The organism is Bacteroides sp. OM08-11 (assembly GCF_003438665.1).
GTDB classification, from domain to species: Bacteria; Bacteroidota; Bacteroidia; order Bacteroidales; family Bacteroidaceae; genus Bacteroides; species Bacteroides cutis.
The window spans coordinates 43,569-61,363 of sequence record NZ_QSTJ01000004.1; the positions used below are offsets into that span (position 1 = coordinate 43,569).

Annotated in this window: 14 protein-coding genes, 1 pseudogene and 1 riboswitch; of the genes and pseudogenes, 6 read left to right on the forward strand and 9 right to left on the reverse strand. The window is 39.5% G+C overall.

The genetic code is table 11. The annotated features are described in order from the left end of the window. Nucleotides 1-43 precede the first annotated feature (43 nt). The 4 genes from DXC10_RS08685 to DXC10_RS08700 all read left to right on the forward strand — a co-directional run bounded on the left by DXC10_RS08685 (nt 44) and on the right by DXC10_RS08700 (nt 5,372). A complete protein-coding gene (locus DXC10_RS08685) occupies nt 44-2,209 on the forward strand; it encodes a S46 family peptidase (protein WP_101545298.1) in 2,166 nt (721 codons plus the stop codon). Nucleotides 2,210-2,367: 158 nt separating this feature from the next. Next, nucleotides 2,368-4,530: a S46 family peptidase gene (locus DXC10_RS08690; protein ID WP_101545296.1), complete on the forward strand. Its 2,163-nt coding sequence runs from the start codon at nt 2,368-2,370 to the stop codon at nt 4,528-4,530. A gap of 68 nt (nt 4,531-4,598) precedes the next feature. After that, nucleotides 4,599-4,895, forward strand: coding sequence for a thioredoxin (trxA, locus tag DXC10_RS08695; protein WP_101545294.1), 297 nt, complete (start codon nt 4,599-4,601; stop codon nt 4,893-4,895). 9 nt (nt 4,896-4,904) lie between these two features. Continuing rightward, nucleotides 4,905-5,372, forward strand: a complete 468-nt coding sequence (locus DXC10_RS08700; RefSeq protein WP_101545292.1) for a thioredoxin domain-containing protein — start codon at nt 4,905-4,907, stop codon at nt 5,370-5,372. 120 nt (nt 5,373-5,492) lie between these two features. Here the strand turns inward: DXC10_RS08700 and DXC10_RS08705 are convergent, their stop codons facing one another. The 9 genes and pseudogenes from DXC10_RS08705 to DXC10_RS08740 form a co-directional block, all read right to left on the reverse strand. Beyond that, nucleotides 5,493-6,329 carry a histidinol-phosphatase gene (locus DXC10_RS08705; RefSeq protein ID WP_117737689.1) on the reverse strand — a complete coding sequence of 279 codons (837 nt, stop codon included), beginning with the start codon at nt 6,327-6,329 and terminating at the stop codon, nt 5,493-5,495. A gap of 17 nt (nt 6,330-6,346) precedes the next feature. Then, a complete protein-coding gene (locus DXC10_RS08710) occupies nt 6,347-8,227 on the reverse strand; it encodes an ABC-F family ATP-binding cassette domain-containing protein (RefSeq protein ID WP_117737690.1) in 1,881 nt (626 codons plus the stop codon). A 41-nt stretch (nt 8,228-8,268) separates the two neighbouring features. Further along, complete coding sequence (locus tag DXC10_RS08715; protein ID WP_117737803.1) at nt 8,269-9,078, reverse strand: DUF3805 domain-containing protein; 810 nt, start codon at nt 9,076-9,078, stop codon at nt 8,269-8,271. A 100-nt stretch (nt 9,079-9,178) separates the two neighbouring features. Continuing rightward, the gene (locus DXC10_RS08720; protein ID WP_370448210.1) at nt 9,179-10,360 is read right to left on the reverse strand and encodes a hypothetical protein; all 1,182 of its coding nucleotides are present in this window, start codon (nt 10,358-10,360) and stop codon (nt 9,179-9,181) included. Between the two features lie 138 nt (nt 10,361-10,498). After that, a complete protein-coding gene (locus DXC10_RS08725; RefSeq protein WP_117737691.1) occupies nt 10,499-11,125 on the reverse strand; it encodes a hypothetical protein in 627 nt (208 codons plus the stop codon). 5 nt (nt 11,126-11,130) lie between these two features. Next, the gene (locus tag DXC10_RS08730; RefSeq protein WP_117737692.1) at nt 11,131-12,288 is read right to left on the reverse strand and encodes a 6-bladed beta-propeller; all 1,158 of its coding nucleotides are present in this window, start codon (nt 12,286-12,288) and stop codon (nt 11,131-11,133) included. Nucleotides 12,289-12,364: 76 nt separating this feature from the next. Beyond that, nucleotides 12,365-12,676 (reverse strand): hypothetical protein, encoded by a 312-nt coding sequence (locus DXC10_RS08735; protein ID WP_117737693.1) that lies wholly within the window; start codon nt 12,674-12,676, stop codon nt 12,365-12,367. Between the two features lie 292 nt (nt 12,677-12,968). Then, a pseudogene (locus DXC10_RS16710) lies at nt 12,969-13,094 on the reverse strand (hypothetical protein); the annotation flags it as partial. A 206-nt stretch (nt 13,095-13,300) separates the two neighbouring features. After that, a complete protein-coding gene (locus DXC10_RS08740; protein ID WP_158557836.1) occupies nt 13,301-14,422 on the reverse strand; it encodes a hypothetical protein in 1,122 nt (373 codons plus the stop codon). 211 nt (nt 14,423-14,633) lie between these two features. Between DXC10_RS08740 and DXC10_RS08745 the strand changes: the two genes are divergently transcribed. Next, nucleotides 14,634-15,323 (forward strand): response regulator transcription factor, encoded by a 690-nt coding sequence (locus DXC10_RS08745; protein ID WP_101545275.1) that lies wholly within the window; start codon nt 14,634-14,636, stop codon nt 15,321-15,323. Further along, on the forward strand, nt 15,298-17,097 hold the full coding sequence (locus DXC10_RS08750; protein ID WP_101545273.1) for an ATP-binding protein: 1,800 nt from the start codon (nt 15,298-15,300) through the stop codon (nt 17,095-17,097). Before DXC10_RS08745 ends, DXC10_RS08750 begins: the two co-directional genes overlap by 26 nt. 321 nt (nt 17,098-17,418) lie before the next feature. Next, a riboswitch (cobalamin riboswitch) is annotated at nt 17,419-17,625 on the forward strand. Nucleotides 17,626-17,795 lie beyond the last annotated feature (170 nt).

Sequence of the window (17,795 nt, forward strand, 5' to 3'; positions counted from 1 at the left end):
ACAATTACTAACCATACAGTCAATCATTAAACAGAAAAATAACATGAAACTAAAATTTAGAAAATGCCTGGTTGCGGTATTTGCCGCAATGGCAGTGTGTTCCGCACACGCTGACGAGGGAATGTGGTTGTTGCAATTGATGCAGCAACAGAACTCCATCGATTTGATGAAGAAACAAGGATTGAAACTCGAGGCTGACGACCTTTACAATCCTAACGGTGTGTCCTTGAAAGATGCCGTAGGTATCTTCGGCGGGGGGTGTACCGGCGAAATAATCTCTCCGGAAGGATTGATTTTGACCAACCACCACTGCGGTTACGCATCCATCCAGCAACACAGTAGTGTAGAGCACGATTACCTGACTGACGGTTTTTGGGCAAAGAACCGTAATGAAGAGTTGCCTACTCCGGGATTGGAATTTCGCTTCGTTCATCGTATCGTAGACATCACCGACCTTGTAAACTCCAAGATAAAATCCGGTGAAGTGACCGAAACAAATGCCATGACTTATCCTTTCCTCCGGAAACTTGCCAAAGAGGAATTAGAAAAGAGTGACTTGAACGGCAAACCGGGTATCGAAGTAAGAGCATTGCCGTTCTATGCCGGAAACAAATATTATCTATTCTATTATAAAGTATACAATGACGTACGTATGGTAGCCGCTCCGCCCTCATCTATCGGAAAATTCGGTGGTGAAACGGATAACTGGATGTGGCCACGCCATACCGGTGACTTCTCCATGTTTCGTATTTATGCCGACAAAAACGGAGAACCGGCAGAATATTCCGCTGACAATGTACCTTTGAAAACCCCCAAATATCTGCCTATTTCTATCAAAGGATTACAGGAAAACGACTATGCCATGATTATGGGATTTCCGGGAAGTACTAGCCGTTACCTCACCCAATCGGAAGTGAAAGAACGTATGGAAGCTGATAATCAGGCCATGATCGATATGCGTGGTGTACGTCTTGAAGTTCTGAGAAAAGCAATGGAAGCCAGTGACAAGACCCGTATCCAATACGCCAATAAATTCGCAGGAAGCAGCAACTACTGGAAAAACTCCATCGGCATGAACAAAGCCATCATCGACAATGATGTACTGGGTGCCAAAGCCGAACAAGAGAAGAAGTTCGCTGAGTTCGCTAAAGGGAAACCTGAATATGAAGGTATCGTAGAAAAGATTGACGCCATCATCACTAACAGAATGCCGGTTTACCGCCAACTAAGTTACTTGTTCGAAGCTTTGAACGGAGCCATCGAATTCGGCAGCCCATATATGGTGATGGATAACATCAAAAAGGGCATTGAAGAAAAGAACGACTCCCTGCTCAATGCTTCCAAAGTTCAATTAGAGCAGGTGTACAATGATATCCACAATAAAGACTACGATCACGAAGTGGATCGCGCTGTAGCCAAAGCCATTCTGCCTGCTCTTGCCAAAGCCTTGACACCAGAGGAGTTGCCTACTTTCTATAAAACAATCCAAGATAAGTTCAAAGGTGACTATAGCGCTTTTGTCGATGATATTTACGACAACTCAATTCTTTCCAACCGTGAGAATTTCGACAAATTCATGAAGAAACCTACTATAAAAGCTATCGAGAAAGATCCTGCAACCGCTTATTCACGCTCCAAAATAGAAAAGAGACTTGAAGTTGCCGGTGAATATCAGAAACGGTGCGGTGACCTAGAACTGCTTCACAAAACTTACATCCGTGGTTTAAGTGAAATGAAACTGCCGGTTCCTTCTTATCCGGATGCCAATTTCACTATCCGCCTGACGTATGGTAATGTAAAACCTTACAGTCCACGCGATGCCGTACATTATAAATATTACACTACCACAGACGGCATTCTTGAGAAAGAAAACCCCGAGGACAGCGAGTTCGTTGTTCCTGCCAAACTGAAAGAATTAATTCATAACAAGGACTTCGGACGTTATGCCATGCCTGACGGGACCATGCCCGTTTGTTTCCTTACCACCAATGACATCACAGGCGGAAACTCCGGTAGTCCTGTTATCAATGCCGAAGGTCAACTCATTGGCTGCGCTTTCGACGGAAACTGGGAATCGTTGAGTGGCGATATCAATTTTGACAATAACCTGCAACGTTGTATCAATCTTGATATCCGTTACGTACTCTTTATTCTCGAAAAACTGGGAGGTTGCGAGCACCTGATAAAAGAAATGACAATTATTGAGTAAATTCATATATTTACCTAGAAGAGATACGAGTGGATATCATCCAGTATACAAATGTACCCTATTCTGTTGTATACTGAATGTCATTCACTCGTATCTGAATAGTATTCAGTCGTATACTCATTCTTCCATATCAAAATACCCTACAATGACATTTTTATATGAAACGATTTTTATTATCAGTAATTTTTACATTTAGTATTTTTTTGATACAAGCCGATGAAGGCATGTGGATGCTTACCGACCTCAAAAAACAGAATGAAATCGCTATGACCGAACTCGGATTGTTGATACCCTCCGAAGAAATATACAATCCTAACGGAATAGCCCTGAAAGATGCAGTCGTACACTTCGGTGGCGGCTGTACAGGTGAAGTCATTTCTGCCGAAGGACTTGTATTGACCAACCACCATTGTGGTTATGGAGCCATCCAGCAGCATAGTAGTGTAGAACATGATTATCTGACCAACGGATTTTGGGCTATGTCTCGTGATGAGGAATTGCCTTGCAAAGGCCTTACCATCACCTATATCGATCAAATATTGGATGTGACCGACTATGTAAATACACAGTTAAAGCAAGATCCTGATCCAAACGGAACCAACTATCTTTCTCCCAAATATCTGGAAATTGTAGCCAAACGCTTTGCCCAAGCAGAAAACATCGAAATGACTCCAGGCAAAAAGCTGGAACTAAAAGCTTTCTACGGCGGAAACAAGTACTATCTGTTTGTGAAAACCACATACAGCGACATCCGCATGGTAGGTGCCCCTCCTTCCTCTATCGGAAAATTTGGAGCCGATACGGATAATTGGATGTGGCCTCGCCACACCGGCGATTTTTCCTTGTTCCGCATCTATGCGGACAAAAATGGTCAACCGGCTACTTACAGCGAAGATAATATACCTTTGCAAGTAAAAAAGCATCTCACAATCAGCCTTGCCGGTTATCGTGAAGGAGATTTCACTTTCATCATGGGATTTCCCGGACGCAATTGGCGCTACATGATTTCCGACGAAGTGGAAGAACGCATGCAAACTACAAATTTCATGCGCCACCATGTACGTGATGTACGCCAGAAAGCACTCATGGAGCAAATGTTGAAAGACGATGCCGTACGTATCCATTATGCCAGCAAATATGCATCTTCCGCCAACTATTGGAAAAATGCCATCGGCATGAACGAAGGTCTTGTACGCTTGAAAGTATTGGATACCAAACGTGTGCAACAGGAGCAGCTCCTCGCCCGTGGCCGTGAAAAAGGGGATAGTACCTACCAAAAGGCATTCGACCAGATACGCGGCATTGTGAAGCATCGCCGCAACGCTCTCTATCATCAGCAAGCCATTCAGGAGGCTCTGATTACCGGACTCGATTTCATGCGTATCCCCAATACAGCAACATTGGTTGCCGCACTGAAAAGCAAAGACAAGGCGCGTATAAAAGCCGCTGTCGACAGCTTGCAGATAGAAGCTGACAAATACTTTGCATCTGTACCTTTCCCGGAAGTAGAACGAATAGTAGGTAAGAAAATGTTGCAGACCTATATGAAGTACATTCCTGTAGAACAACGGATTGCCATCTTCCAGATCATCGATAAGCGTTTCAAGGGAAACAGTGATGCTTTCATAGATGCTTGTTTTGATTATTCCATATTCGGCAGTAGGGAGAATTTCGCCAAATTTATCCGTAAACCCAGCTTGTATAAGATTGCCAATGACTGGATGACACTATTCAAATTCTCTATCACTGATGGGTTGCTACAGACCACTATTGCCATGATGGATGCCAACCGAAACTATAATGCCGCCCACAAAGTATGGGTAAAAGGTATGATAGATATGAAACAGGATGCAGGTATACCCATCTATCCGGATGCAAATTCCACCCTGCGCCTGACTTATGGACGTGTATTGCCATATGCACCTGCCGATGGTGTGGAATATGCGTATTATACCACCCTAAAGGGTGCCATGGAGAAAGAAGATCCCGATAACTGGGAATTTGTTGTTCCTGCCAAACTGAAACAGCTGTATCAGGCAAAAGACTTTGGACGATATGCCATGCCCAACGGTGAAATGCCTGTATGCTTCATTGTGGATACGGATAATACAGGTGGCAATTCAGGAAGTCCGGTATTCAATGCGAAAGGTGAATTAATCGGTACCGGCTTCGACCGTAATTATGAGGGTCTGACGGGTGATATAGCTTTCCGTCCGTCTTCACAGCGTGCGGCATGTGTAGACATCCGGTACACTCTATTCATTATAGATAAATACGCCGGAGCATCACATATCATCAAGGAGTTGACCATAACAGAATAAAAAAGTCCGAACAATAACGGGTTACTTTTTGTTATGTATTATGCACATAAAAAAGAAAGGAAAATAATATGGAAAAATTTGAAGAATTAATACAGTCAGAAAAGCCCGTTTTGGTGGATTTCTTTGCTACATGGTGTGGACCTTGTAAAGCCATGCATCCCGTATTGGAAGAGTTGAAGGAAGAAATCGGTGATGCCGCCCGTATTACCAAGATCGATGTCGATAAACATGAAGAACTGGCAGCTCAATACCGCATACAAGCCGTACCTACGTTTATCGTATTCAAGAAAGGTGAAGCCGTATGGCGTCATTCGGGTGTAATCAGCGGCAAAGAGCTGAAAGCTGTTATTGAACAAAATTCATAATTGAACGTGATGAAGAAATTTATAGCTATAGCCGCTCTCATCTTTACAAGTGTATTGACCTATGCTTGTACGGATGGAGCCAAACAAAATCAGACAGAAAAGAAAGAAGCTCAGAGTGGAGACGTAATCGTAATGAATAAGGATATGTTTATCAAGGATGTATTCGATTACGAAAAATCCAAAGAGTGGAAATACAAAGGCGATAAACCGGCTATCATTGATTTGTACGCCGACTGGTGCGGGCCTTGCCGTATGACTGCTCCTATCATGAAAGAATTGGCTAAAGAATATGCGGGCAAAATCGTTATTTATAAAGTCAATGTTGATAAGGAAAAAGAATTGGCAGCATTGTTCAATGCTACCAGTATTCCTCTTTTTGTGTTTATTCCGATAAAAGGTGAGCCTCAACTGTTCCGTGGAGCAGCTGATAAGGCTACTTATAAAAAAGCAATCGACGAATTTCTGTTGAAGCAATAATTGCCATCAACAGGCAGTTGACCAAACAGGCCATAATATTATATTGGGTAATTACATCCAGCATAATATTATGGCCTGTTTGGTCAACGTTATACAGATAAGGATATTATCTTCTCATTTTCATTTAATGGGTATCTCTTTCCATGAATCTCCATATAGTTCCATTACTGTTTCATAACCAGCCTTCCCCAATGCCTGTAAAGCTTCGGGACGTCCATTGTTTATTCGCTCGGGATAATGCGAATCACTATTCACCTGTACACGAATACCCAAATCATGTAAATATGAGAAATAACGTTCATTAGGATAGAAAGTACCTAAATCATGATAAGATTTGGTATTGACTTCAACTTGATAACCATAATGAGCTATTTCTGCAAAATACTCTTTTACAAGCACATCATACCACGGTTCATCCAGCAAACCGGGATGATAACAGGCTGCATTATAATGCATCTTATCGGCATGACCTACTATGTCGAATCCCCCTAATTCCAACATCCGCATCAATCGGGCATAGTATAAACGAACAACCCGCTCCACATCTCCACCAAAGTGCTCATCTACGATTTTACAGAATGTATCTGCCGTAACATCAACATCCACCACTTCTTCTTTATCATTATACAACAAATGTACGGAACCGATACGATAATCCAGCGGCAATTCACGAAAACGGGCAATGGAAGGATTACTTTCTTCATTCAGATAATCAATCTCCAAGCCGATATACAATTCTATTTGCCCGGCATATTTGGTCTTCAGACGGTGAAACTCTGCCAAATAGTCGTCCATACAATCCCACTCCATGGTCCATGCTGTGGAAAAGGGTAACGGAGCATGAGAAGAGAAACCGTAAGAGGTAAACCCCTGGCTCAAGGCAAAACGCACAAAGTCTTCCATGCCAGCCCGTCCGTCACAATACAAACTATGACTATGATAATTCGTCAGATTCATCTTTTCTAATTATAAGTTTATCCCTCTATTTCACTCAGTTCGAGCCAACGCAATGTCTTTTCATCAATCAAATCAGTCAGTTCGGGCAAGCGTTTGGACTTCTCCGTAAGTTCGTCAACTGAGAGAGTACCGCTACATAAGGCTTCTTCGATGGATTTCTTTTCCTCTTCCAGCGTAGCTATTTCCTGTTCGAGCTGTTCAAACTCGCGTTTCTCCTTAAAAGACATGCGACGCTTTTCATTCAAACGGACTTTAACAGTTTTGTCTTCCTGAGGCTTGACCGCCTCTTTTTCTTTTTCCTGATGTGCCTTGGCGTCTTTCCAGTCACGATACTGAGTATAATTTCCGGGAAAATCACGGATATCAGCCTGTCCGTTGAATACCAGTAAGTGATCTACCACCTTATCCATGAAGTAACGGTCGTGACTCACTACGATAACGCACCCCTTAAAGTTTTGCAAATATTCTTCCAGCACATTCAACGTTACAATATCAAGGTCGTTGGTAGGCTCATCCAATACAAGAAAATTAGGATTTCGCATCAGTACAGTGCAGAGGTATAGACGACGACGTTCACCGCCACTCAACTTATAAACATAGCTATGCTGCGTCTCGGGCGTAAACAGGAAATGTTGCAGAAACTGTGATGCGGTCAATTTCTTACCATTGCCCAGTTCGATGACTTCGGCAATATCCTGTACTACATCAATCACTTTCATCTGTTCGTCAAACTGCAACCCCTCTTGAGAATAATAACCGAAACGCACTGTCTCGCCTATATCCAGTGTACCGCAGTCTGCCTTCTCCTCTCCCATCAATATTTTAATGAAAGTAGATTTTCCCGTCCCATTATTTCCCACAATACCCATCTTTTCGTAGCGGGCAAAGATGTAAGAAAAATCCTCCAATATCTTCAAGTCGCCAAACGACTTATACAAATGGTCTGCTTCAAAAATCTTACTACCTATATAGGAGGCTTTGACGTCCAACTTCACATTATCATTATTGAAGCGTTGCTTGGCTACTTTTTCCAGTTCATAAAAAGCATCCTCCCGGTAACGAGCTTTATGACCGCGAGCCTGAGGCATACGTCTCATCCATTCCAGTTCGGTACGATAAAGATTGTTGGCACGCTCCACTTCTACAGTTTTAGCCTCTATACGTTCTTGACGTTTTTCCAGATAATAACTGTAATTGCCTTTGTATTGATAAATCTGACGGTTGTCTATTTCGACAATTTCAGCACAGACACGATCCAGAAAATAACGGTCATGCGTCACCATCAGAAGGCTGAGATTATTGCGTCGTAAGTATTCTTCCAACCATTCCGTCATATCAAGGTCAAGATGGTTGGTAGGTTCATCCAATATCAACAAATCGGGTTCAGTGATAAGTGTATTGGCAAGCGCCACACGCTTCAACTGTCCGCCTGACAATTGTTTTACCTGCTGATTGAAATCACGGATCTTTAATTGCGAAAGGATTTGCTTGGCTTTTTGTTCATACTCCCATGCTTTTTCATGATCCATACGAACCAATATCTCATCCAGTCCGGGATGTCCTTCGGTTTCCATACAGCGCTCGTATTCCTTAATCAGTTCAACCGTACTATTACCATGATGAAAACAGGCCTCAAGCACGGTTAACCCTTCAGGATACTGCGGGTCTTGCTCCAAATAACCTATCCGCAAATCACGCCGGAAAGAGATAGTACCGTCATCATACCCTTCCTTACCGGAGAGAATATTAAGCAGAGTAGTTTTTCCACTGCCGTTCTTGGCTATCAGACCGACACGCTGGCCTTCTGATAAACCAAAAGATATATTTTCGAATAAAATCAGGTCGCCAAATGACTTTGTCAAGTTTTCTACCTGAAAAATAGAATTTACAGCTGCCAAATTAATTGATTATTGAAAGTTTGTAATTGATAATTAATTGGTTAGGAGAAGAGAGCTTGATAGGTTTCCGCCAAGTTATAAGGCCTGCCGGCTTTTACTTTACTCCACACTAATTTCATAGGATCTATCAGAGCACCGGTAGCAACATTCAAAAGTACAGGTGCTTCGCGATTACCATCAATCAACGTACGCCACTCCATACCGTCTACCTCATTAGTCACAATAACACAAAGGGTGATGCCCATTGCCAACCATGCTTCTTTTTTTTTAGCACCGATACTGCCGCTATCAATGATTTGCTGCATGTTGGCAATATCTTCCTCCTGTCCCTGAAAATCTTTTTTCAATCGCTCTTTAACCGTGGCACTTACCCACTCGTAAGCTTCATTAATCTGATATATCTCAGAAAGACGCACGGGAATTATCTCAGCCGGATATTTCAGGTTCTCCTTACGTAACTCCAGAGTAGCAATTACTTTTTCCGCTTCAGTTACCGGTTGTCCTTTTGAGACGGTGAACGAACACTCAAAAGCGACATCATCGATACCCGTAACCCAAAGATGAGACGTATAATATTCCCCCTCTTCTTCGAACATTTCTTTACTATATGCGCAATCCAACCCACCCACTTTGACAAGAGTGGCCGAAGGGTTTTCTTTCAATTCCTGCCGAAGCATCTCCCTACCGTATGTCGCATTGCCTTTATATGCCGAAATGCGGAAGTTACCGGTCCATTCATTAGGGTTATAAAACAGGAAGGAGCCTTCTCCGTCCTCAAATTCGTTCCAATCAGCCGGATATGTCATGGAGAACCATGCCCCCGGAGAAATAAATTTCTTACCTTGTTCCATACTTAATTGATAATACTCGCGAAGCATCCCTTCTTCACTATTTCTTGCAAAAGTAACATTACCACCGTTGATATGCAAACAATCGAAACAAAAAGCAATACTATTTCCCTATCGGCTGTATCTTTCTCCGGACGTCTTTTGAAATCTCCAGAAACATATAATTCAGTTTCCCAGAGTGAATGCCCTCCTCATTCTGCATATACTTATTATTGGCATACTCCTTGGATTTATCGAAAGTGATACGCGACATTTGGTTTTGTGATTTTCCAATCATTGTAGAGTCCAATTGCTCATCCGGAAAGAAATCATCCAAATCAACATCCCCTATCATGGTTGTTTCAAGAAAATTCATGTCTTTATGATTGGAGTCGGTATAATATCCCACAAACATGTGTCCGGGAGTACGCACCAGTATCGGTTCGATGTTGATGGCGCGAAGCAACGAAGCGAACAAAACACTACCGTCCACACAGTTTATCTGTGAAGACTGCAAAGCATCATCAAACGTGCGGACACGTTGTGAAAAAACCACATTGCTGGACAAACTTGTATTCGACACCGAACTATAACGGAACTTACGTTTCTGCAACACATTCCATAAAGCATACACCTGCTTATCCACTACTTCGGCTCCACCCTGATAACCCAAAAAACGGTTTACAATACGAGTATCCAACGCCTCACGCAGCAATTGGTCTATCATCGGGTTTTCTTCATTAACGTATGCGGCAAAAAAGATACCGGTATCATGAAATCTTGTACCGTTCGTCACATATCCTAACAAGCATTCATTGATACTACGTACAGAAAATGTGCGTACACGCTGTCCAAGCTCTTTTCCATTCATTTCTACTGCGACAGCCACACTGATAGGTTCTGCCTGGCTATTGTTTTTCAACGCCTCATAATTCCAGATAATATCAGGATAAATAATGTACTCCGTTCTGGGTTTCTCCAATACAAACTCCGATACAGAACGGGAGAAGAAGGGAGTTTCCGCAACCTCTACCCTCACCTTACTATAAGGCTTTCCTGAACGTATCCTGACCGCAACACACGATTTCGGATTTCCCACATACATCGAATCCACCGGAACTATGACCTGCGCATCCGTGGTAGCTACCGACAAGATGCTGGAAGGGAAAATATTTCCTCCCAATTCATCCGCTATTTCAAAACCGGAACGAAACGGAGCCACATTCAGCCAAATAGAACCGAGCACCACTATTGCTAAAACAACTATTACTATCGGCAAACGCCATTTATGAGACCCTTTACACATATCTATCAGCTTCTTCATACGACTGTTTATTTATCATACAAAGATATAACAATTTATTTCATGTTTTTCCTGTATCACTATTGAATATACGGCTGTATAAACAATACGTTACATCTTTAAGGGAAACGGCTATAATTATCATAAATTCATCCAATATTTCATATAAATAGAATGTAAATATTTATCCGTCAAATCTATATATTCACTTTGAGGAACAAACATATTATTAACTCTCCTATTACGCGACAATACAAAAAAATAAGGTACACCAATATCGGTCAATACAGAATCTAACTTCAATCCTATATCATAAATATCAAATTTTATTTTATTTACTTTTTTAAATCGTCTAATATATCCTTTGTTCTGAGAAGTAGTAAATAAAGCAATATTTTCTATTCCAACAGAATCCATATATAAATTCAATTTACTGATTAAACTATCCACACAAACATCACAATTCATTTCCGAATAACGTAAAATTAACATGTTGTCAGTAACAATCTTGGATATATTTTTTTTACACCCATATATATCCAAAACTGAAGCATCTGCATTAATACTAGTCCCATTAAGAAATATCTCATATGCCCTACATTCTTTTAAAGCTTCCATTTGACCTATCTCCAAATCAGATTTCTTTTTTAAATCATATATAAACTCTTGATTTTCAACAATTATACCATAATGAATATAATTATAAACACTAATCACTACTAATACAATAACCAATAAACCAACTAATACAATTCTGCCCTTTTGCATTTCCCCTAATTTTTAAAATACCATTTCAATAATACCGGATTCGAATCTTCATTTATCGTAGAAACCAATAAATCCATCTTTTCTTTATTATAATGACTTTTACATTTATCCTTAACAACATTCCAATAGGACAATAGAAAATCAGATGAATATAATGCAAAAAAAACATTATTATCCGCCGTTGCAAAATCATAAACAGGAATTCCCCCTAAAGCATTAAATATCATTTGTTTCCCTACCACAACCTTAGATGTACGTTTATCATATAATATATATCTAAAATTACCATCAATATAATATCCCAATAAATAATTTTCCGTATGTTGTACAAACTCCAAACCTTTCAAATAACGATTCTTGTGTACATATCGATAAAGTTCTTCGTTCTTTATATTCAGTTCTTCCGGCAGACTTCTCTCCGTAAAATGAACGAGATATGAAGGAAATACTCCTTCTTTATTTATCGTATAAATTGTATCATTTAAAGGATATATCAATAAACCAGTATCATTATATTTATCAGAATATCTTTTTAAACCATACGCTGATCTCAATTTAGTCCATTCTTCTTGAAAAGAAATTCCAGGTTCAATCAGATTACCTGTATTAAAATCATAACAAAACAAATTATAACTTCCATATTTCGATTGATAATAATTTGAAATGACATAAGCAATATTATCAAACAAAACGAATTCCACTCCATGTACATCACAAGAAACTTCCCGATAAGCATCACTAAAGAAATCATATATAATATAACTATCATTGAAGGCATCTTGAACGACAATAGAATCACCTTTAAAACTGAAGTCTCCTAAAGAAGAATATCTGCCGGGACCTTTCCCAAAATTACCGATACTTTTTATAAATTTTCCCGTCGAAGAAAACATGAAAATTTTAGCGTTCGTCCTATCCGATATAAATATATAATCTTTATAATATTCGAATTTACCTATAGCAGAAATCAGACACTCATCTGTTACTTCCAAAGATATAATATCCACTGAATCATTCAATCTAACGGACAAATCCCAAAAAGCTTCAACTTCTTCAGGATTTATCAATATTTCTTTTATGTTTTCGCAAGATTCATCATCATATGTCATGGAACGACACCCACACAAAATACATGTAATAAAACAAAAAACAAATAGTTTCATAGTATATAGATAATAATTAAAGAATCAGGAGGAGCTATTCTTTCTACAAAAAATTCCCCCTGATTATTAGTAGTATTTAATAAATCTTCGTACATGAATATGGAGAACAAGAACCAGTAATTCCCTCACAATTTCCCTGTTCTCCAGGGTATGCAACGGGGATAATAACAGGAGAGCCATCATCATGATGTCCGGCAATTTCATTTACTATAATTACACATCCATACGAACGTAATGGTCCTCTTCCTCCTCCTGCATCAATTTCTGGATTTGCGAGCGCTTCTAATTTTAACAATTCCAAATCTGAAAATTTCATTTCTCCGCATATAGAGAAACCTATATTAATAGCCACTATCAATAAAAGTAAGAATATATATATTTTTTTCATAAATGTTGATTTTTATAATTATTTCATCTGTGATACAAAAAATCATTTAAATATCTCATTCTTTCTATGTTTTCATCGGCGTCTTTTTTATATTAAACATTTTCTTAACAAATTATTAGGTACCTAATTGATTTTCAACTATATAAAATTCATCTAACCATCACATAATAAATAGGACATTTTATAAGTATCCTTTTCATAAACACTTATCACAGCCTACCTATATACAAACAGAAATACTCCTCCCTTATTATTAGTCCAACAACAAGCATTTCTTAAAATATTAATATATCTACCAACATTGAGTATCAAGGCCAAAACCTGAAATTACGAATTTCACTTTAGCACCAGAAGGGCAGTCCACACTTCTACTTCCATAACAATGTACAGGTACTTCATCTTCACCAGTAGCTAAAGCTTCTACATTATTTTAGAACAAATCATCAAGCTTTTTCTGCGATTGGGCGGCGTCAAAACACATTATACTCAATACATACAACAAGATTGCAAATAATCCATTTTTCTTCATAACGAAATCATAATATTATAAATTAATGATGGTGTAAAATTATGCACTATAAAATCAATCTCCTATTTTTAACGCTGACAAATGCTGACTATATATTACTTGCCAGTATCAGTCAGTACGGGAACATCTACTTCCACATCATCAGTAACTTCATTTTTTTCGATGAAATGGGGAATTATTAACTGATATTCACCATGTTCATAGTTAATCTGAAGTTCTGAAATACTCGACAATGATTTACGTAAACGACGCATTACTGTATGTACACGTTCCACAGTTCCGCTACTGTCAGGCCAAAGTGCAGCACAAATCTCCTTTACAGAAATTTTATGATATTTATTCCTAAGGAACAATACAAACAAATCAGTCACTTGAGGAGCCAATCTCCTAATAATACCGTCTTTCTTCAGCATTTTCCGCTCTACATCAAAATAAAAATCTTTACCCAACTGATAAGTGCATGATTTTTCTGTTTCCACAGGAATAACCGGAACTTCTTTCTCTATTATAACTATCTTTTCTTCAACTAATTTAAGTTTTATCCAACAATATATTTTTTTCCCGAGATAAAAAAGACTTCCTATCAAAAGCCAAAGTAAACCCACTATCAATATATACCGAAAAGACAGAATATCCCACCAATGATAAAAGATAAAACCCGTTACTTCAATTTCACAACGGGCCCCTATATAGTAAGAACATAAACTATCAGCTGGAATGGAACTTAAATTTATTTTTGAATAAGAAGAAGTTATATATCCTTCCAAATCCGTAATGGAAACTCGTGTATAAGTCTTTAGGTCAGGATTTATTGTGGTTAATAAACTATCCCATATCACATTTATAGAATCCACGTTCAAAGGATTTTCACTTAAAAGGTAAGTCAGCAAACCACGTTGAGTTTCATCTTTTACAATACTATATTGGTATTTCTCAGATGGTATTCGATATTCTTTTTCACCAAGTTCTGTTTCTATCTTTACCACATCTGGAATATTTTCTTCCAAAAAAAGTGTTGTTTCTTTATTAGTCCAATGAAAAACAGATACAGTATCCCGTTTTTGCAATTCTTGTACTAATGCTTTCCTAAATATTGTTTTCGCTTGTTCATTACATAATCGCGATTCGTTCCGATATAACAAAAAAATCATACATCCTGTAGCCAGGATACCCAATATAATCTTACTCCATAACGTTTTTTTACAATAATTTTTCATAGTACAACCAGTCATTTATAGTTTGAAAATATAAAGAATGACTGGAAAATAAATTCCCAACCACATCCTTCACTACAAATGTAATGATAATGTAACACTTATTTCATTTTCCCGTAACAAAATCACTGCACTTTTGTCGAAGAAAAGAAATAAAGTTTAACTTTGTGATAAAGGAACTGTCAGTTCCACATCACATATAAATAAAAATGCAATGAACGATTACCGGATTTTAGTAGTGGACGATGAAGAAGATTTGTGCGAAATCTTAAAGTTCAACCTGGAGAACGAAGGTTACGAAGTAGATACGGCCAATTCTGCCGAAGAAGCCCTGAAGATGGACATCAGTAGCTATAATCTTTTATTACTGGATGTAATGATGGGGGAAATTTCCGGATTTAAAATGGCAAGTATGCTGAAGAAGGATAAAAAGACCGCCAAAGTCCCCATCATATTCATTACAGCCAAAGATACAGAAAACGACACGGTAACAGGGTTCAACCTGGGCGCCGACGACTATATATCCAAACCATTCTCGTTACGCGAAGTGGCTGCACGCGTCAAAGCCGTGTTACGCCGTACACAACAGGAGGAAACGGAGCACATACCGGAACAGCTCGTTTACCAGACACTGGTGCTGGACATCATCAAAAAGAAAGTAAGTATAAATGGAGAAGAAGCCCCACTCACCAAAAAAGAGTTCGAAATTCTACTCCTATTACTGCAAAACAAAGGACGTGTATTCTCCCGTGAAGACATTTTGGGTCGTATCTGGAGTGACGAGGTATATGTTCTAGACCGTACCATCGACGTAAACATTACCCGTCTGCGCAAAAAAATCGGTATTTATGGTAAATGCATTGTAACTCGTTTAGGATATGGATATTGTTTCGAAGCAGAATAACGATGGACATTTTTTGTCTTTCAGCCGGAAGTTATTCCTTTCGGTAATTTCGTTGTTTCTTGTATTCGCCATTTGTTTCATCGCTTATCAGTATCAACGGGAAAAAGAATACAAGGTAGAATTACTTGACACGCAACTTCAAGACTACAACGAACGCCTGCAGCAAGAGATACGGGACATTCCCGACAGCCTGTGGACTCCCCTGCTGGATAATTACACATCCCGATATATAGCCGGAGACCTGCGTGTCACCATTGTGGATTTGCACGGAGACGTATTGTACGACAGTTACAATAAAATCAATCACAGCCAATTCAACAACCACATCAATCGCCAGGAAATACAAACCGCATTAAAAAGCGGAAAAGGATACGACTTGCGCCGAACTTCCGAGACTACCGGAATGCCCTATTTCTATTCTGCCACACTTTATAAAAACTATATTATCCGTTCGGCATTGCCTTACAATGTCAATCTGATAAACAGCCTGGCAGCAGATCCACACTACATATGGTTTACCGTCATTGTAACGCTGCTGTTAATGTTCGTTTTTTACAAGTTCACCTCCAAGCTCGGAACAGCAATCAATCATCTACGCGAGTTTGCCAAACGCGCCGATAAAAACGAGCCTGTAGAAATGGATATGCAATCAGCATTTCCACACAATGAATTGGGAGAAATATCCCAACATATCATCCAGATATACAAGCGTCTACGTGAGACGAAGGAAGCCTTATACATCGAACGTGAAAAGCTGATTACCCACTTGCAGACCTCACGCGAAGGTTTAGGGGTATTCACCAAAGACAAAAAAGAAATACTTGTCAACAATCTGTTCACCCAATACAGCAATCTGATTTCTGACTCCAACCTGCAAACAACGGAAGAAATCTTCGCTATCTGTGAATTCCAGAAACTTACGGATTTCATCAACAAGGCACAAAAACGTCCGTCCGGCAAGGAAGAGAAACGCATGTCCGTCAATATCAATAAAAACGGACGCATCTTTATTGTGGAGTGTATTATCTTTCAGGATTTAAGTTTCGAGATTTCCATCAATGATATTACTCTGGAAGAAGAACAGATACGGATGAAACGGCAACTGACTCAGAACATCGCCCACGAATTGAAAACGCCCGTAAGCAGCATTCAGGGATATTTGGAAACCATTGTAAACAATGAAACCATCTCCCGAGAGAAAATGCAGACTTTTTTGGAACGATGCTATGCTCAAAGTAACCGTCTGAGCCGTCTGCTACGGGACATTTCGGTATTGACACGCATGGACGAAGCCGCCAATATGATCGACATGGAGAAAGTGGACATCAGCATGCTGGTGACCAACATCGTCAACGAAGTATCTTTAGAGTTGGAAGAAAAACAAATAACTGTTGTCAATTCCTTAAAACCCAACATACAACTGCGAGGCAATTATTCTCTTCTCTATTCCATTTTCCGTAATCTGACGGATAACGCCATTGCATATGCGGGAACGCATATCCACATCCATATCAGCTGTTTCCGTGAAGATGAGAACTTTTATTATTTCAGTTTTGCCGATACCGGAGTAGGCGTATCACCAGAACATTTGAACCGCCTGTTCGAACGTTTCTACCGGGTGGACAAAGGACGTTCACGCAAACTTGGAGGTACCGGACTAGGATTGGCTATCGTAAAAAACGCCGTCATCATACATGGAGGAACAATATCCGCCAAGAACAGCCAAGGCGGAGGACTGGAGTTCGTGTTCACATTGGCTAAAGAGAAATACTGATGCATATCAGGCAATATACCCCACTATATTGAAAAACGTATATCAATCTGCTGATAAATATATATTCTCATCAGGAGAAAAGCACACCATCCTAAAGATAAACTATATCTTAGCAGCCGAGATGCAAATCTCAGCTGCCGAGATGGCCATCTTAGCCGCCAAGATATATATCCCGGCGGTTGAGACGAAGCTTAATTATGAGGTTAATATCTCCTTTAGCGTACAAAAACTATCTTATGAACGGATTTGTACCATCTTTCCAACGGTATCATCCCACTGACATTTAATATATTCATAAACTTGTTTTCTCCCAAATTCTTCTTATCTTTGCAACGCATTGGTTTGCCATTTTTTCTTTCAAAGATGGCAATTAAAAGGGAATCAGGTGCAAATCCTGAACAGTCCCGCTGCTGTAAGTTTCATGCAATGTTACAGACAACAACTCTCTATACCACTGGAAGCATGCTTCCGGGAAGGTGTTTGTAACAGAAACGAGTCAGAAGACCTGCCATGCAACCATTTATCATTGCTTTCGAGGAAAAAGCGTTGAGTCTAATGAAGCCGGACAAATCGTCCACATCATTTCATTCATCAAACCTGATTCAGAGAAAGTAAAATTACAATAAACTCTGCCAAGTTTATTTGAATAGTGTCCGGTCGAAGTGATTTCGCCCGGACATTTATTTTACAAAAAGTAA